This window comes from Levilactobacillus lanxiensis (assembly GCF_016861655.1).
Taxonomy (GTDB): Bacteria; Bacillota; Bacilli; order Lactobacillales; family Lactobacillaceae; genus Levilactobacillus; species Levilactobacillus lanxiensis.
In genome coordinates this window covers 136,811-152,978 of sequence record NZ_BOLN01000008.1, presented here as the reverse complement: position 1 = coordinate 152,978, position 16,168 = coordinate 136,811, and the positions used below count along the sequence as shown (strand labels likewise).

The 16,168-nt window shown below is 46.0% G+C and carries 19 protein-coding genes and 2 tRNA genes; 16 read left to right on the top strand and 5 right to left on the bottom strand.

From position 1 onward, the window contains the following. Position 1: 1 nt before the first annotated feature. From JUF22_RS10610 to JUF22_RS10580, 7 genes are all read left to right on the top strand, one after another. Positions 2–1,123 (top strand): 1-propanol dehydrogenase PduQ, encoded by a 1,122-nt coding sequence (locus tag JUF22_RS10610; RefSeq protein ID WP_203646163.1) that lies wholly within the window; start codon positions 2–4, stop codon positions 1,121–1,123. Positions 1,124–1,153: 30 nt separating this feature from the next. Then, a complete protein-coding gene (locus JUF22_RS10605) occupies positions 1,154–2,335 on the top strand; it encodes an acetate/propionate family kinase (RefSeq protein WP_203646162.1) in 1,182 nt (393 codons plus the stop codon). A 15-nt stretch (positions 2,336–2,350) separates the two neighbouring features. Continuing rightward, positions 2,351–2,695, top strand: a complete 345-nt coding sequence (locus tag JUF22_RS10600; RefSeq protein WP_125766220.1) for a BMC domain-containing protein — start codon at positions 2,351–2,353, stop codon at positions 2,693–2,695. A 14-nt stretch (positions 2,696–2,709) separates the two neighbouring features. Further along, on the top strand, positions 2,710–3,507 hold the full coding sequence (locus JUF22_RS10595) for a tyrosine-protein phosphatase (protein ID WP_203646161.1): 798 nt from the start codon (positions 2,710–2,712) through the stop codon (positions 3,505–3,507). A gap of 91 nt (positions 3,508–3,598) precedes the next feature. Continuing rightward, a complete protein-coding gene (locus JUF22_RS10590) occupies positions 3,599–4,429 on the top strand; it encodes an NAD(P)H-dependent oxidoreductase (RefSeq protein ID WP_203646160.1) in 831 nt (276 codons plus the stop codon). Between the two features lie 29 nt (positions 4,430–4,458). Continuing rightward, positions 4,459–5,301 carry an ethanolamine utilization protein EutJ gene (eutJ, locus tag JUF22_RS10585; protein ID WP_203646159.1) on the top strand — a complete coding sequence of 281 codons (843 nt, stop codon included), beginning with the start codon at positions 4,459–4,461 and terminating at the stop codon, positions 5,299–5,301. 33 nt (positions 5,302–5,334) lie between these two features. Then, a complete protein-coding gene (locus tag JUF22_RS10580) occupies positions 5,335–5,790 on the top strand; it encodes a EutP/PduV family microcompartment system protein (RefSeq protein WP_203646158.1) in 456 nt (151 codons plus the stop codon). Positions 5,791–5,921: 131 nt separating this feature from the next. Here the strand turns inward: JUF22_RS10580 and JUF22_RS10575 are convergent. Continuing rightward, positions 5,922–5,994: transfer RNA gene (locus JUF22_RS10575), tRNA-Glu, on the bottom strand. Between the two features lie 181 nt (positions 5,995–6,175). Between JUF22_RS10575 and JUF22_RS10570 the strand changes: the two genes are divergently transcribed. Beyond that, positions 6,176–6,247, top strand: a tRNA-Gln gene (locus tag JUF22_RS10570). A 197-nt stretch (positions 6,248–6,444) separates the two neighbouring features. Here the strand turns inward: JUF22_RS10570 and JUF22_RS10565 are convergent. Both JUF22_RS10565 and JUF22_RS10560 read right to left on the bottom strand, forming a co-directional pair. Further along, positions 6,445–7,590, bottom strand: coding sequence for a site-specific integrase (locus JUF22_RS10565; RefSeq protein ID WP_203646157.1), 1,146 nt, complete (start codon positions 7,588–7,590; stop codon positions 6,445–6,447). Between the two features lie 49 nt (positions 7,591–7,639). Continuing rightward, complete coding sequence (locus JUF22_RS10560; protein WP_203646156.1) at positions 7,640–8,284, bottom strand: helix-turn-helix transcriptional regulator; 645 nt, start codon at positions 8,282–8,284, stop codon at positions 7,640–7,642. Positions 8,285–8,413: 129 nt separating this feature from the next. On the opposite strand from JUF22_RS10560, the gene JUF22_RS10555 reads away from it, so the two are divergent. From JUF22_RS10555 to JUF22_RS13910, 8 genes are all read left to right on the top strand, one after another. Further along, positions 8,414–8,608 (top strand): helix-turn-helix domain-containing protein, encoded by a 195-nt coding sequence (locus JUF22_RS10555; protein ID WP_203646155.1) that lies wholly within the window; start codon positions 8,414–8,416, stop codon positions 8,606–8,608. A gap of 15 nt (positions 8,609–8,623) precedes the next feature. Further along, positions 8,624–9,061 carry a hypothetical protein gene (locus JUF22_RS10550; protein WP_203646154.1) on the top strand — a complete coding sequence of 146 codons (438 nt, stop codon included), beginning with the start codon at positions 8,624–8,626 and terminating at the stop codon, positions 9,059–9,061. Further along, entirely contained in the window at positions 9,054–9,281 is a 228-nt protein-coding gene (locus JUF22_RS10545; RefSeq protein ID WP_203646153.1) for a hypothetical protein, read from the top strand. Before JUF22_RS10550 ends, JUF22_RS10545 begins: the two co-directional genes overlap by 8 nt. Positions 9,282–9,283: 2 nt before the next feature. Beyond that, complete coding sequence (locus tag JUF22_RS10540; protein WP_203646152.1) at positions 9,284–9,568, top strand: helix-turn-helix transcriptional regulator; 285 nt, start codon at positions 9,284–9,286, stop codon at positions 9,566–9,568. 219 nt (positions 9,569–9,787) lie between these two features. Further along, positions 9,788–10,042: a hypothetical protein gene (locus JUF22_RS10535; RefSeq protein ID WP_203646151.1), complete on the top strand. Its 255-nt coding sequence runs from the start codon at positions 9,788–9,790 to the stop codon at positions 10,040–10,042. A gap of 18 nt (positions 10,043–10,060) precedes the next feature. After that, positions 10,061–10,870 (top strand): bifunctional DNA primase/polymerase, encoded by an 810-nt coding sequence (locus tag JUF22_RS10530; RefSeq protein ID WP_203646150.1) that lies wholly within the window; start codon positions 10,061–10,063, stop codon positions 10,868–10,870. Then, positions 10,842–12,446, top strand: a complete 1,605-nt coding sequence (locus tag JUF22_RS10525; protein ID WP_203646149.1) for a DNA primase family protein — start codon at positions 10,842–10,844, stop codon at positions 12,444–12,446. The genes JUF22_RS10530 and JUF22_RS10525 overlap by 29 nt, the downstream gene beginning before the upstream one ends. A 1,561-nt stretch (positions 12,447–14,007) precedes the next feature. Beyond that, entirely contained in the window at positions 14,008–14,103 is a 96-nt protein-coding gene (locus tag JUF22_RS13910; protein WP_373306114.1) for a type I toxin-antitoxin system Fst family toxin, read from the top strand. Between the two features lie 717 nt (positions 14,104–14,820). On the opposite strand, the gene JUF22_RS10515 is transcribed toward JUF22_RS13910, so the two are convergent. Beyond that, the gene (locus JUF22_RS10515; RefSeq protein WP_203646147.1) at positions 14,821–15,144 is read right to left on the bottom strand and encodes a hypothetical protein; all 324 of its coding nucleotides are present in this window, start codon (positions 15,142–15,144) and stop codon (positions 14,821–14,823) included. A 205-nt stretch (positions 15,145–15,349) separates the two neighbouring features. Beyond that, complete coding sequence (locus JUF22_RS10510) at positions 15,350–16,012, bottom strand: EAL domain-containing protein (protein ID WP_203646146.1); 663 nt, start codon at positions 16,010–16,012, stop codon at positions 15,350–15,352. Between the last annotated feature and the right edge of the window lie 156 nt (positions 16,013–16,168).

Genomic DNA, 16,168 nt, shown 5'->3' with positions numbered 1-16,168 from the left:
CATGGAAGAATTTCAAATTCCAACCAAGATTTTTTCCGGAACAGATAGCCTTGATTGGCTGAAACAGCTGTCTGGTAAAAGTATCTTAATGGTCTGCGATGCCTTTTTGCCAGGAACCCCTACGTTAAAGGGGATTCAAGAGCGGATTAACCAGTCTAACCAAGTCAGTCTCTTTTCAGACGTTAAGCCTGATCCACCGCTGAAAACGATTATGGCGGGGGTTGCCCAGTTTAATCAGGTCAAACCCGATGTGATGATTGGCATCGGTGGGGGCTCAGCGATTGATACCGGTAAGGCCATTCGCTTCTTCGGTGAAAAGCTCAATCAAACACAGCTCAAAGCGTTTATCGCCATTCCAACGACCAGCGGGACCGGGTCAGAAGTGACCAGTTTCGCAGTCGTCTCTGATACCGAGAACCACACGAAGATTCCGTTGAGCGAGCCTTATTTGACACCGGATGTGGCGTTGCTAGACCCGCAGTTGGTCATGACGGCGCCCAAGAGTGTCACCGCTTACTCCGGACTGGATGTGTTAACCCATTCACTGGAATCGTTAGTATCCAAGGGTGCCAACACGATTACGGATGCCTTTGCCGAGAAGGGGATTGACGTCATCACCCATGATTTAGTCGATTGTTATCAGCATGGGGACGATGTTGCCAAACGCCAGACGGTCCACGAAGTTTCGTGTGCGGCCGGGATGGCCTTCACCAATGCGGGCTTAGGCATTTGCCACGCCTTGGCGCATCAACTGGGCGCTAACTTCCAGGTGCCGCATGGCTTAGCTTGTGCCATGTTGTTGCCACATGTCGTGGCGTACAACGCGGCGCATTCCGAGCTGGCACTGCATAAATATGCCGAGGCCATTCGGAAGGCGGGTTTAGCCTCTCGTGGGTTGAGTGATCGGTTAGCGATTCAACGCCTGCTGTCACGCATCCGGCAGATGATGCTCCAGATGGATTGTCCCCAGAATTTGCGGGCATTTGGCGTTGATGTTAAGGACGCCGAAGCCAAGCTGCAGGTCGTGGTGGATGATGCCAAATTAGACGCAACGTTTGCGGGGAACCCGGTTGTGCCAACTGATGAGGATTTAAAGGCGATTTACCGTAAAGTGATTCGGTAAATCAGTTGATGATAGAAGGAAAGATGACGTATGCCAAAGATTTTATCCGTTAACGCGGGGAGCTCCTCGCTGAAATTTAAATTGTACGCCATGCCAGCAGAGACCGTTATTATCAGTGGCTTGGTTGATCGCATCGGCCATTCTGATGCCGTCTTTACTTATAATTATCAGGGAACGCACTACAAAAAGGCCCTAGCGGTTCAAAACCATACCGAGGCCGTCCAACTCGTCACGGATGCCCTGTTGGCCAGTGGGGCGGTTCGCGATAAGCAAGAGATTGTTGGCATCGGCCATCGGGTGGCGCATGGTGGTCGTGAATATACCCAAACCACCAAGATTACGCCAGTTGTCCAACAAAAAATTGCGGATTTGGCAACGATTTCGCCGCTGCACAATCCGGTTAACTTATTGGGGATTGAAGCGTTTGAAAAATTGCTGCCAAGTGCTAGTGAAGTCGCGGTATTCGATACATCTTTCCATAGTACGATTCCGCCAAAGGCCTATATGTATGCGCTACCATTTGAGTATTATGCTAAATATGGGATCCGGCGGTACGGCTTCCATGGGCAATCTCACCAGTACATCTATAGCGAGGTTAACCGGCGCTATGATCAAGACTTTTCGCGGAAAATCATTTCCTGTCACTTGGGCAACGGCGCCAGTGTTTGTGCCATTCGGGACGGCAAGTCGGTGAACACCTCGATGGGGTTCACGCCACTGGCTGGCCTGGTAATGGGGACCCGTTCTGGGGATGTGGATCCCAACGTTCTGCCATTCATCGCGGAGAAAGAGAACTTTAGCGCTGCTGATATCCGGCAGCTGCTCAATCATCAATCGGGATTACTAGGGATTTCCGGTGTGTCCAATGATGTTCGTGATGTCTTACAGGCAGAGGCTGATGGCAACGACCGCGCGAAGTTAGCTTTACAGATCTACGTGCACCAGATTCAGTCCTACATTGCCGCCTATACGGCCGACCTGGGGGGCTTACAAACGTTGGTCTTTACGGCTGGTGTGGGCGAGCATTCCGCGCCGATTCGTGAACGGGTCTGTGCCGCCTTTGGTTACCTGGGCGTCAAGATTGATGCCGAGGCGAATCAGGACAATGACCTGGATATTTCGGCCGCTGACAGTCGCGTCAAAGTTCTGGTCATTCCGACAAATGAGGAACTGGTGATTGCCCGAGAGACTGAGAAGGTTTTGGATAGTTAGGAGAAGGTGAACGGAATGGCTCGCGATATTGCACGTTCAATTCAAGAGTATGTGCCTGGTAAGCAGGTGACGCTGGCACATATTATTGCCAATCCCACGCCAGATATCTACGTGAAACTGGGTATCCAGACGGATCGCAATGCACTGGGAATCTTGACGATTACGCCCAGTGAAACGTCCATTATTGCCGGCGATATTGCAACCAAATCTAGCAATGTGGAATTGGGATTTATTGACCGGTTTAGTGGGTCGGTCGTCATCGTCGGCGAGGTCTCAGAGGTCGAGGCGGCGTTGCGGCAAGTGGTGACCACGCTGAGAGACTTGTTGGGATTCGATGTCACCAATATTACGCGGACATAGTGGTGTGGTGAGAAATGATGAAGCAACAAGCGTTACCATTAGTAGGCGCGGTGAACGTCCGCGACTTGGGTGGCCTGGAGACGTTTGACCACCGGCGCGTTCGGACGCATCGGTTGCTGCGGGCGGATAGCCTAGCAAATTTAACAGTGGCTGATCAAGAGAAGCTCGTGGCCTACGGCATGACAACGGTGATTGATACGCGTTCTCGTGCGGAGTGGCAGCAAGCACCAGATCGGCTACCCGAATGGATTCAGCTGACGCACATCCCGCTGTTTGATAACGATGAGACTGAGAGTGTCCAAACGATTCAACGACTCAACCAGTTCTATGCGAGTGACGCTCACAATGGGTACCGCAGAATGATGCGGGTGTATCGCCGCTTGGTACTGAACGCCCAACCGCGGCAGGCCTATCGGCAGTTCTTTGACCTATTGACGCAGGACAAGCCGCAGACGGTGGTGTTCCACTGCACCGCTGGTAAGGATCGCACTGGTATGTGTGCGCTGCTGCTTCTAGGGGCGTTGGGCGTGCCCATTTCCCAGATTAAGCAAGACTATTTGCGCACAAATCGGTACTGTTTGGCTCGGGTCGTGCGGCGACTCATCGCGGCGCGTGACTATCAAATGAATGCCAATTTTCAGTCCTCAATTATTGACCTATCGATAGCTTCACCCGATTATTTTGACCAGGCCTTAACCTTGATTGCTGGTGAATTTGGGAGCATCAGTCATTACCTGGTCGACTTTGTGGGGGTATCTGCGTCAGTGATTCGACGGTTACAGCAAATATACTTAACATCAGAATTGGGTTAAAAAGATCCCCGATGACTAGGTATTTTGGCACCTAGGTTGTTGCGGATTTTTTTGAGAAGTGTGGGTCATTAGTGAAGGAGGCACGATTCTTTTGAAACGAATTGGGTTATTAGCAGGGAGTCTCCGGGCGGAATCCTATGCACGAAAAGTTGTCCGCAATTTAGGCTTGATGGGCCCCAATACCGTCATGATTGAGCCGATTTCACTGGCCCACTTACCGCTGTTACATGATCAAATGAGTAGTCGGGAACAGGCAATTTGTCGAGCGTTCAAGGCACAAATCAAACAATTAGACGGCTTTTGTCTCGTCACGCCGGAAATTAACCGGGGGATGCCGGGCTGTTTAAAAAATGCCTTGGATATCGCTTCGGTTTCCGATGACGGTAATCTCTGGCAGGGCAAACCCGCCTTAATTGCCTCGGTCTCGACCGGTAAACTGGGCGGAATGAGCGCGAATCAGCAGCTGAAACAGTTAGCTTTGGTGTTGGGGATGCAGGTCATTCAACCCTCAGAAATCTATCTTAGCGACGTGGAACAGTTATTTGCCAAGCATGACCTGCTAACGGATGAGCAGACGGTGACGTTTTTGAAGCTAGCGATGGCACGGCTGGTTGCGGCGGTTCAAGGTGCTGAGCCGACGTCACCGGCGTTAACATTTGCCTTTAGTCCGGACGACATTCAACTACAGCAGCAGGGGCAAACCATTGGTCAGGCGACCTTTGATTGGAGCACGGGCTTGCTAGTGATCACTGAGGTCACCATTGAACCGGACTTTGCCCATCAGGGGCTGGCGGGTCAGTTGATGCTAAAATTAATTATGATGGCACGATTATTTGATCTAAGTATTGTGGCGGGGTGCGGCTATTCACAGGCATTCTTTAAGCTGCATCCGGCAATTGCCCAACGATTATGTCTGCATTAGTGAAGTCACTTGATGATGAGGTGTTCAGTATGATTGCGGAAAAACAAGATTTAGTCACGACGGCGAATCAAAAACTTGATCAGTTTGCGCAGGTCGTTAACGGCGATCAAGCGACGCGGCCAGTGACGGATCAGGAAACGCTAAAGGTGGGCGTCGACTTAGGAACCTCGTCCATCGTGATGGTGGTTTTAGACCATGACGATAACGTGCTCTATGGAAATTTTGAATATGACCACGCGGTTCGTGATGGGTTAGTGGTTAATTTCATGGATTCCGTGCGGATTTTAATGCGGTTGAAACAACAGGCAGAAGAGATCCTGGGTGTTTCGTTGGCGACCGCTAGTGGGGCCATTCCCCCTGGCACGGGTGAGGGTAGTGCCAAAATCGTGGCCAACGTGATTGAATCGGCGGGCTTCACTTGCAGTGCGGTGGTCGATGAACCCACGGCTGCGGCTAAGTTTTTACACTTGGAAAATGGCACGGTCGTTGATATTGGTGGTGGCACCACGGGAATCAGTATTTTTAAGGATGATCAGTTAACCTATGTGACGGATGAAGCGACGGGGGGCTCGCATATGACCATGGTCTTAGCGGGGCACAATCACTGGGACATGGCCCAAGCCGAGGCCTTCAAGCGCGATACCACGAAGGAGCTGGAAGTCTTCGCAACCATCCGGCCGGTTGTCGAGAAGATGGCGGCGATTACGCGTGCGGCGACGCAGGGCGAGCCGCAGGAACCCGTCATCGTGGTTGGCGGGGCGATTAACTTTAAGGACTTCATTAAGACGTTCAGTCAGGCACTGGGAGCACCGGCAAGTAAACCGGACTTTCCGCAGTTTGTCACCCCAATTGGCATTGCCATGTATGATTAGCGTTATGATGTGGTGAAGGGAGGTTGGTTTGCGATGAGAAAAGCCATGTTTGTTGGTGCCATCGGGTGCGGCAAGACTACCCTGATTCAGCGCCTGCATCACGAGAAGATTAGCTATGATAAAACCCAGGCGGTGGAGTTTCGGGGAGAGATTATCGATACTCCCGGCGAGTTCGTTGAGCACCGCTACCTGTACCCGTCACTGATGACGATGTCGACCGGGGCCAAGCTGATTGTGGCGATTCAGAGCGGGCTTGATCAGCGGGCGGTCTTCCCACCGGCCTTTACCACCATGTTTCCGGTTCAAACGATTGGCGTCATCTCTAAGATTGACGTGGCAACGCCGCAACAGGTCGACTACGCTCGAGAGCAGTTGAAAAATGCCGGTGTGCAGCAGATTTACTTGTTGTCGGCGGTCACGGGCGAGGGTGTCGCTGAATTTGAGCAGGAGCTAAATCGCTTAACGGTGAAAGATCCAGCTAAATTGTAAGACAAAAAAGAACGGTTGAAGTTCCTTTGATTGGTCTAGTCCACGAACTTTTACCGATTTTTTGTGTCCGGAAATTTTGTGCAAAGAAAAAGTCCACAAACGTTGTTTTATCAACGTTTGTGGACAACTGATAGCCCGTACGGGGCTCGAACCCGTAGCTCCGCCTTGAGAGGGCGACGTCTTAAACCAGTTTGACCAACGGGCAATAATCCCTACTAGCAATATCTAATTTAACCTATTCGCTAAAAAATGTCAATCCTTCTTTGCATAAAATTACATTGAAGTGGGACTTCATGCAAAAATTCGCTTTTTTAGGTGAAACTGGTTGACACCAAAAGCGGAACAAGTTAAGATTAAATAGTTGTCCAGGCAACAGAAGTCTTATTGGGTATTCGCCAAATGGTAAGGCAGCGGACTCTGAATCCGTAAGTTACTGGTTCGAGCCCAGTATACCCAATTTCATCATTCGGTTAGCCGTTAGTAAGACGTGAAAACGTTGAGCTAGCGGCTTTTTTGTTGCCCTCAATTTCTGAGGACACCCTAGTGATACCGGATAAAATGCACCACGCGTGCACCACGAGATGCACCACGGCCGAATTGTTACAAAATGCCTGAGAATAGCGTTAATTGGTCTATCTACTAGTTAATGACGGATTACATATCCATATATTTTTCTAACTTAGTTGCCGCTTCAAGTTTCTGTTTCTTAGTAACGTGGAGATAAATTTGCTGAGTAATCCTTAAATCAGAGTGCCCCAGCGTTTTAGACACCTCATTCAAGGTTGCTCCCGCTTCAAACGACAACGTGCAGAACGTGTGCCGGAAAGCGTGTATCTTAATACGGCGTAAATTGTAGGCCTTACAGATACTCCGATTCCAGTGGTCAGGAGCACTAGGCTGGAACAGTTCGTTGTACTGGTTGGAGAAAACTAATTGTTGATCGTTACGGGTATTGAATCCCAACTCAAAATATAGTTTAGTCTGATTGAGTCGCCACTTTTGTAGCCAGTGCATGGTTCTCGCGTCCACAGTGATGGTTCGGCTGCTAGTTTGGGTCTTTGGTGTCTGGATGACTAAACGGCCTCCAGCACCCTTAGATTCGGTCTTATTGATGCTAACCTCATTGGTAGTGAAGTTAATATCACCCCACGTTAATGCTAGGGCCTCACTCTTTCTCATCCCCGTAAAGGATAGCAACCGGAAGAAGGTAAATGGTTCCATGCTGTCATAAAGGTAAGCGGCATGTAGGAACTGAGATAACTCTTCCTTTTCGTAAAAATCGAATGTGGTTTCTGGCTGACTATCCCGGCGTTTGGGGATGTTCGTTTTCTCCATGGGGTTTCTGGTAATAAGTTCCATTCGGATACCGTAGTTCAGGACAGCAATAACGTTGGTTCGGAAACGGCGGTAATGCTTGAAGCCATTATTGAACCAGTCATATACCACAGACTGGCATTTAGATACTGTCAGTTGCTTAATCTGGATTGTTCCTAGCACTGGTAGGATATGGATCCGGAAAACATCCCCAGTTTTAGCCCAAGTGGACTCTTTAACCCCTTGCTGGTAGTCAGTGAACCACTTATCATAGAGCGCCTGAAACGTAATCTCATTGGTAACCATGACGCCTTGCTTCTCAAATTCAACCTGCACGTTGGAAGTCCACAGTTGGGCTTCCTTTTTTGTTTTAAAGCCACGCTTGTGGACGCGCTGACTCTTACCGATAGAGTCTCTACCAAGGGATGCAAAGGCCTCCCAGTAGGTGCTACCGGCCCTAGTTTGATACTTGCGATACGTTGCCATTACTAACAGTCCCTTTCATACCGCGCTGGCGGGCACTGATATGTAGAAACTATTTTTTCATTTGTTCTAAAGCGACATCTATACTCTTGTCGATTGCTTCAAGCGTATGTGTAAGTTGAGCAGAGTCATAATACGGATGATCATTTGTAACGCCCACTCCTTCAAACAAAGTACCTGAAAATTTATCGATTAGGCCAATAAGGTGAGCCATAACTAGGCCACGTTGAGTATATTCTTTTTGCATATTAGATATACCAGAATGGCTCACTTGTTCATGAGTAGGTTTAGTGCTTAAAAGTGAGAAGATGTCCTTGTAGTTATTCATTGATCGGTATAGATTGGCTTGCACTTCTTTATTTTCAATATTAGGAAAATCATCTTGATATTCCTCTTGAAATTTTTGGGCAAAATAATCAGTCATACTTTTATCGGTATCTTTTTTCCATTCTTCAAAAGTTCGTCCTTTAAGTACCTCTTTACGTATTTGTTCGCCAATGTTCTTATAGGGACTAACCCCTTGTAAATATGGTACAGAAACTTCTAAAGCATTAGAGAACTTTTTCCACATTACCATTTTAGGCTCCCGGTCACCGCGTTCATATAGGCTGATAGCTTGTCTGGAAGTACCTAAAAGCTTGGCTAATTCATTTTGACTAAGACCTTTTTCCTTTCTAGTCTCCCGTAATCTATTCATATTTTTTACACCTCTTTCCCCAATAGTAAGGGAAAAACGCTTGATTTGCAACGAAATGTTGCATTAACTTTTAAAAAATGCTACCCTTATCTTGTCAACAAAATGTTGCTTTTTGGAAGGAGAATTTACATGGCAGTATCATCGGAAAAGCTAGTTAGCGCCCTAGGCCGCAAGCGTGGTGAACTCAATCTATCTGTAATTGAATTATCCCGACAGACCGGGGTTAGCCGCTGGACTCTTGATAAGATTCTAAAAGGGGAGGCAAAACGGATTAACCCTAGTACGTTAGCTAAGTTAGATAACTGGTTGTACGTCCACATTTAGAGGAGGCCCTACAAATTGACCTACGAGACTAATCAAGCCTACCTAGCTAGTTTCATCCCCAATCGTAACAAGGTACGGCGATTGTACCAGCGTATATCCAAGCTGAATGCACGGCTAGGTGTACCAGCCTCAGCGCCACTGACGGGGATGCCTACTGGTAGTGGTGGTGCGCGGCATGATTTTGGCGACACAATTGCTGAACGTGACCGGCTTCAATCCCAGCTAAAGTATCTAGTTGATGAAACTACAACGATCCGGGCGGCAATTCAAGCTGGCTTAAAAGGCCTATCTTACAATGAGTCATTACTAATCAATTGCCACTACCTACAAGGTACTTCAATACCAGAACTGATTGAGTCAGTGACTGCAAATGAAACGACTATCCGAAAAGTGTTGGATAGCGGTATCAGGAATATTAAGTTACCTGTGAAAGGTGGTACTTCCAATGAATGACAACTTACAGCACGTCTCAGGCATCTATTCGGGGATGGAATCTCTAGAGAATAAGATTCTAGACCTAGAGCACGTCTTACTAGGTGCCGGGACTACAGGGGCTGAGATGAGTTACCTACAGTCCCTGCTAGACCAGTGCCATGATGTGAACGCTGAGTTACTGACTATTAAGGCCAGTGTCAGCGAGCTACAAGCATCCTTAGAGAAAGGAGGTGAGTAGCAATGGCAGAAGTATCTGTATTACTGGATGGAGAGCAAGCACAATCACTCCGGGACTATGTATATACGATCGTTTCAGACACACTAGAGACGGCTAAACGTGATGCTGGTGTTAGTCAACGCTGGTTACGCAAGCATCAAGCGGCTAACTATGCTGGCGTTTCTGATACCACATTTGGCCTGTGGGTGAGTCAAGGCGGCCTACCCTGTCACTTGATTAAGGGAATCCAATTATTCAGTAAGGACGACATCAATCATTTCATTTTGAATAACGGAAGTATGAAATAAATCAGAGCGCTGGCGGGTACTGATTGAATAATAGCTTATTGTTTTATTGGCCTGAATTTTCGGGTGAGTAATTGTTGGAAATTGTTGGAGAACAGATTATGAATGAGAGCATAAAAAAAGTCCGTGCTATTAATAACTTTGGCGAGTTCAGCACGAACAAATGGTGTATATGGGTATAACTTTTATGCTTCCATTTTAACATAGAAATGAGGCTAAGTAATGGATTTAGAAGAAGTGTTAGGTGCAGTTATCGAAACTAAGGCATTGGCGTTTGCTAACGGGGAAATGCTAGAGAGCTTAAATCAAACCGCTACTGATTATGAGAACGGCAGTACCCTAGATAAGCTGACAGCAGAGGAACTTGTCAGGGTTAGCGATAGTATCACTACGGTTGGCTGGTTAGTCTTAGAACGGCTTAATCAGATTGAAGATAACTTAGGTGAACTGACAGACAGGGCCGCCCAAAACAGTTAGTGATTGGAGGTACACAGCATGAGTGTTTTAGAGAAGGCCTTAGAGCTTGTTAACCAAGGGTACTCTGTTTTCCCGCTTGCTACCGGTACTAAGATACCGCCTAAGGGACACCATGGTTACCTAGAAGCCAGTAAAGACCCTCAGCGAGTTTCAGAGTGGTTTAACAATAATCCCACTTGGAACCTAGGCCTCAGTTTAGCAGCAACCGGGTTGATTGTGGTTGACGTTGATTTGCATTCTACGGATAAGAACGGGATGCAGTCTATTAAAAAGTTAGCAGCTAAGGGCAACATCATCCCCGGAGACACATATATTGAAAAGACACCTCACAGTGGGTTGCACTATTTCTTTAAGACTACAGGGGATGATACCCTAACTAGCCAAGTGAACGCATGGCCGGGAGTGGATCTGATTACAAACTTTACCGTAATGGCACCTAGTGGGATTGATGGTACTGAATACACTTCGATTGTTACTGGTAAGCTGTCGGATGCTTTATATCTACCAGACTGGTTAGCGGCTAAGTTAGTACCTGAGAGAAGACATTTTAGTCCTAGCAAGCGAGTTAGAAACCACACGGGTAAGTTGTTGGATGATATGGCAACAGGGGTTACAGGTAAAGGTACCCGTGATAATTGGCTAACCTCAATCGTTGGTCGAATGGTTGCCGCTGGTGCATCCCCTGAGAGCGTATACCAGCTTGCTTGTACTGTAAACGATGAGTATATTTCCCCACCGCTTGAAGGCAGGGAGGTAGCTAAAATATTCAACTCAGTGTTAAGAAAGGAGGCCCGGCAGTTTGGGAAAGAAAATACCAGAAGATGTTAAACAAACGATTGCGGACTACAAGGAACAAGCAACGTTACCTGTGGATGCCACTAACGACATTAACGAGGGATTAACTCCTTATGATGTGTCAGCAATGCCTAAGACGGATTACCCGCAAGCAGACGACCCGGACGGTTTAAACGATGCCAACCAGAAATTAGCCGCAACTACCCCATCATGGTTGGATGCATACTTCATTGAGAAAGGCCCGCAACATGGACACTATATCCAACTAGTAAGACGTTTCAACGAGGTTGCGCTGGGAAATGCCATCATGGAAATAGACACGCTTATTAGCTTTCCTGTTTTACCAGACGGGGCTATTTACCAACCTGGTACTGGATCATGGCGAGTTTTCCGTACTAAAAATAGTGGCAGTGAATATTTAGACAGTAGGGTTACTGAGGTAGTTACGCCGTGGGGTGTTTATGAGGACAGGCAGGTATCTAAGACTAGTCGCTATGTTCTTAGAACCGTTAGTCAACCTAATCTGCATGGAAACCCCTTTGAAGAATCGGACCCCGCTAAAGTTGCGTTTAAAAATGGCACCTACAACATAGATACTGGCGAGATAGAAGGAAAGTCACCTGACAACTATATTCTAAGTGCTCACAACTACGATCTAGATACCTCAGGCACTTCCACTCCAGAGATAGAATCACTATTAGAGGAAATGTTGGGGGATGCTGCCACGTTCTTTATGGAATGGATTGGTTACGGGTTCTACCGTAGCTATAATATCTTTAATTACATGGTTTTCATCTTAGGTGCTGGTGGTGAAGGAAAAAGTACCCTGCTTCGTTATATAACACAGCGTATTTACGGGGCTGACAATGTAGCAGCAGTTACCCCGGCGGAACTTGCCAATCCACAGTTGCGATTTAAGCCATCCGAATTATACGGTAAGGATGCTGATATTGTTGCAGATATTGGAGCTGACTTTTTACGTAAGCCAGATACGCTTAAAAAGCTAACTGGTGGAGACGCGCTTAGTGCTGAGTTTAAAGGTGGCCAAGGCTTTACGTTTACAAGCTACGCTAAGCTGTTATTTAGTGCTAACGAGTTGCCTACCTTCTCAGATGATTCTAAGGGGATGCAGAGACGTTTAATAGTCTTAGAGTTACAGAACGGTGATACCAGGGGTACTGACTTCTGGACACGGCATAACATGGATAAGGTTTTGGCAGAACGTTCAGCCTTTGCGTATAAGTGTTTACGAATGTTTGCAGACGCTAAGAAACGGCACAAGCTATTACTAACACCACAGATGGAAGCTGCATCTAACGAGTGGATAAAAGCTAACGATCACTTTGGCCAGTTTCTGGATGAGGCTTGCGAGATTGGTACGGCAATAGCGGGTGGCGAGAGTTCTCAGGTAGTTACTACAGAGTACGCGGCTTTCTGTAGGCAAAACAATTATTCGGACAAAACCACCACACAAACCATTACCAACAAGCTAAAGGCTAGAGGTGTCGAAAAGATTAAAGGTACCCGGGGGTTCGATGAACAAAATAATATCAACCGTTATATGGGGCTGAAGTTAATTAAGTCATTCATATCCCCAAGCCGCATTTAAAGTATTTCTAGAAAGATTTCCAGAAGTTTCCTAGAAAAAAGCCTTATGTACCAGTCGTTTTCTTGAATTTTCAGAAATAATTTATATGTTTTAATTAGGGAAAATAAAATATAAATTATATGTATATGTAAGGGATACAGAAAAAACTGGAAATTCTAGAAAATCAGGGAAAGCACTGTTATATCAAGGCCTAAAACTTCCCAGAACTTTAATCATTTCCAGAAAGTCTAGAAAAAGTAAGGAGGCAACTCATGCTACAGATTAAAACGATAACAGCCAGACAGCCTAGTGAACTTGATCAACGAGTAAACGCGTTTCTAGGTGGTACGATGTACTCCATGATAAAGGACGTAAGACTAACCACACCGTACGATCAGGAAAACTATACCTCTGATTATATTGCTATGATCATCTATGTGGCCTGATAGTAATCGAATAATGTTTACGGGGATGCATTCTGTGGGTGCATCTCTTTTGCTATGCCCCCCCCAGTTCAAAATACTTTTAGCAGCATGGGAAGGATAGGTTAGCATAGGGACACACGTGCAGTTCTCAGGGATATTAAGACCTAAGGGGGTGTTTTCCTCATTACTGCGTACCCGTAATGGGGACGCTGGCTGTCATGCTAATTAATGCTAAGAGTCTCCAACGTTTGAACACAAATACAGAGGGGACTGCCGCTGGTAGGGTGGTGTTCTATAGCTGTGTGGCAGCCCCTCCTATTAGCATGGTCCAGTGGAACGGCTTAGAACATCCGTGTAATATGCTGGTAGTTATTTGCCGTGAGGGGGGAGATCACTCAGCGTAGGGAGGAACGAATTGTTACCCCCTAGGGTGTCGTGAATTGCGACTCCCTATCTCGGGGTTATAGTCATTTAAAGTGACTTGTAATTAGGACTTGGAGGGGAGTTGCCACGGCTATGTGGACAAGTTGAAAAGGGAGATACTTAATTTTGAACAGGCCTTATTGCCAGTATTTGACAGACAGGCTACCGTTCAATATGGATAACCATGTTTGTTTTAATTATGGTTCAATGGTAGTAAGTGAAGTATGTTGATATGACACCTCTAAGCTAATGCACCAAGTTAGTGCATCCCTATTGGTCAGAATGGGAGTGCTGTGGACGTTGATATTAACGCCCTAAGTTTAACTTAGGAAACACATAAAACCTCAAATTTTGTAAGCGATTGAAAACCTGTTAAAACCTGTTTTGTATCTCAGAAAGATTCAGGCAGTTTACTACAAACTACTACAGTTGAACCTGCAAAAACCTGCAAAGTCCTATAGAAATCTGAGAAAACCTGAGTAATTGTGTGTAGGATAGAACCTAGCAAAACCTGACATTTTGAAAGCTATGAAAACTTGTGTACAGAACCTCAGAAAACCTCAATGTTTTACTACAAAATACTACAGTTGAACCTGTAAGAGCCTTAACTCATTACCCAACAAAACCTAACATTTCCGTTACACTAATACCATGATCATTGCCGCTGTTGCAATCCTAATCACCTTGCTGGATAATGGAAATGTTACCTAACCCACACTGGTAACGGTGGGGAGGTGAATGTGTTGTTGCAAGTATTCTTTGCCCCGCTTGTGGTTGGACTCCTAGTAGCCCTGTTTACAGACTGGTTAGACCGTAGACGCCACAGGTAAAACAATATTAGGTAACATCTAACCCGCCCGTTTATTTACATAGACGTATAAAAAAGCCCTTGACTACCACAAATAGTCAGGGGCTTTGGTGAACGTATTGTTCAAGTATTCTTTGCAGAATCATTATATCACGATTCGTGTTAAAACAACACGTTTCGTGTGATAAGCGAGCCTGCTAGACATCATACCTAATCATAGCCTAGCATGAGATAATATGGTTACAAACTAAAAAGCCATCCCCAGTAAGAATGACTTTCTTAGTGCCCGCCAACGGGTGTTATTTATATAATATAGAGGTAAAGTGCACCACCAAGTGCACCACGGGTTAATTTAAGCAGTTATTACCGCCTGTAAATGCTGGTGTTAAGCGATTCCTATGTGTATCTGGTTTGAACCCAGTATACCCAATAGTAGTTTTGCATTAGTCGCTATTAGACCTCACGGGGGTTGATATGGCGGCTTTTTTAGTACATTGGGCTTTGCATTGGTTTCTGTGGATAACCACAAAACCGGAGCCAAACCGGAACCAAACCGGAACCAAAACCGGAACCACTTTTTGTAGTCAGAAACGTAGTCACTTTTCAGACAACCGAAACGCCGGGCAACTTTCCTGCTTGCACCGTTTTGAATCACACTTTCGTGGACAAGAGGCTAGAACTATACAGGGCGGCAATAGGGTAGCTAAATTATTCTTCTAGCTTGCGTAAAAATCTCTCCCTATACCCAAACCAATAACAACATTAAACAGAAAATAGTTATTCTAATGATGTGGTGTTTTAAATGGAAATTATTAATTGCAATTCCATGCATAATGGCAGCACCGATAAGAATAATAGCGGCACAAGTGACAGCAATTTTAATTTCCGTTGAAGTGCCTAGAAAAAGAAATACAGCAATAAGTAATGGGCTGAGCAAATTCAAAGCTCCGGACACCTTCAACCAGCTATTACCACTGACATACGCCTTAAAGTTTGCTAATGTTGCAATCCCCAACAAAATTGAAAATATTAGAATTGCGTACTCAGCTACAATAGGTAACATATAAAGACCTCCTCATCGCTATGAGCAGAATGCCATTTTCAGCCAATAAGCCAAACGCTACTAAACATTACAAAGAGTATACCCCAAATCACAGAAATCACTGGAATAGTGGCTCCTGGTTAGGAAACCAAATAAAAAGACCATCAAAGGGCCTAAACAGCAACCTTCAATCGCCTGTAAAATAAATAATATCGTGATCCAAAAATTATAGCTTAAATAAATGAGGCTTGCCGTAGTACCAGCCTTGACGCAGGTCCAGTTCTAGGTCGTTAGCCATTTCGTCTTCCTCGGCGTTTTCCACACCTTCAAGAATGAGCCGGAGCTTATACTCTTGGGCAATCTTCTTCCAAAATTTTAAGTGTTCTGGAATTTCATCGGCACGGCCCTCTGCCCGGAAATTTTGCATGGCAAATTTAATCTCACTGGCGTAGGGGAGGACTGGCTTCAAATGCTCGTAGGAGTTGACCCCGGTACTGATGTCGTCCAGACTCAGTTGAATGGCGTGGTCATTGAAAAAGTGAACTTGCTCGATCAGTTGTTCATTGGAAACGGCCTTGTCAGTCTCTTCCTCGGTCACTTCGAGAATCAAGTTCACGGGGTAGATTTGTTGTTGGGCAGCGACAATGGCTTTAGCAATCGTGCAATCGATGAATTGGCGCTGATTGACATTAAATGAAACGGAGCCAATCTTAAGCCGCAATTTTTGCGCGGTTCGTTTCATCAAGTCGGCCTGAATGTCGATGGGAATGGATTCGAAGTCTTTGGGTAGGACCCATTTGTCATCGACCTGTTGGCGAATCAATAATTCGTAACCAATTAACGAATTGTTGGAAACATCTAGCTGTGGTTGAAGAAAATAACGGTACATAGTGCTAAGGTCCTCCTTCCAAAGTGTCTGCTCCTATCATACTTTATTTTGACGAAAACGGATAGGGGCGATTTACAAAATTAACCGATAGGGGCTGACTACAAAAACCGCTAATCGTTCAACCCGTGATATATTTATTTATATAAAGCCCTATGG

What these genes read in the sequence shown, in the direction of transcription:
- JUF22_RS10610 (WP_203646163.1), top strand. Translation starts at nt 2, where the DNA reads ATGGAAGAATTTCAAATTCCAACCAAGATTTTTTCCGGAACAGATAGC.
- JUF22_RS10605 (WP_203646162.1), top strand. Translation starts at nt 1,154, where the DNA reads ATGCCAAAGATTTTATCCGTTAACGCGGGGAGCTCCTCGCTGAAATTT.
- JUF22_RS10600 (WP_125766220.1), top strand. Translation starts at nt 2,351, where the DNA reads ATGGCTCGCGATATTGCACGTTCAATTCAAGAGTATGTGCCTGGTAAG.
- JUF22_RS10595 (WP_203646161.1), top strand. Translation starts at nt 2,710, where the DNA reads ATGATGAAGCAACAAGCGTTACCATTAGTAGGCGCGGTGAACGTCCGC.
- eutJ (WP_203646159.1), top strand. Translation starts at nt 4,459, where the DNA reads ATGATTGCGGAAAAACAAGATTTAGTCACGACGGCGAATCAAAAACTT.
- JUF22_RS10580 (WP_203646158.1), top strand. Translation starts at nt 5,335, where the DNA reads ATGAGAAAAGCCATGTTTGTTGGTGCCATCGGGTGCGGCAAGACTACC.
- JUF22_RS10565 (WP_203646157.1), bottom strand. Translation starts at nt 7,590, where the DNA reads ATGGCAACGTATCGCAAGTATCAAACTAGGGCCGGTAGCACCTACTGG.
- JUF22_RS10560 (WP_203646156.1), bottom strand. Translation starts at nt 8,284, where the DNA reads ATGAATAGATTACGGGAGACTAGAAAGGAAAAAGGTCTTAGTCAAAAT.
- JUF22_RS10555 (WP_203646155.1), top strand. Translation starts at nt 8,414, where the DNA reads ATGGCAGTATCATCGGAAAAGCTAGTTAGCGCCCTAGGCCGCAAGCGT.
- JUF22_RS10545 (WP_203646153.1), top strand. Translation starts at nt 9,054, where the DNA reads ATGAATGACAACTTACAGCACGTCTCAGGCATCTATTCGGGGATGGAA.
- JUF22_RS10540 (WP_203646152.1), top strand. Translation starts at nt 9,284, where the DNA reads ATGGCAGAAGTATCTGTATTACTGGATGGAGAGCAAGCACAATCACTC.
- JUF22_RS10535 (WP_203646151.1), top strand. Translation starts at nt 9,788, where the DNA reads ATGGATTTAGAAGAAGTGTTAGGTGCAGTTATCGAAACTAAGGCATTG.
- JUF22_RS10530 (WP_203646150.1), top strand. Translation starts at nt 10,061, where the DNA reads ATGAGTGTTTTAGAGAAGGCCTTAGAGCTTGTTAACCAAGGGTACTCT.
- JUF22_RS10515 (WP_203646147.1), bottom strand. Translation starts at nt 15,144, where the DNA reads ATGTTACCTATTGTAGCTGAGTACGCAATTCTAATATTTTCAATTTTG.
- JUF22_RS10510 (WP_203646146.1), bottom strand. Translation starts at nt 16,012, where the DNA reads ATGTACCGTTATTTTCTTCAACCACAGCTAGATGTTTCCAACAATTCG.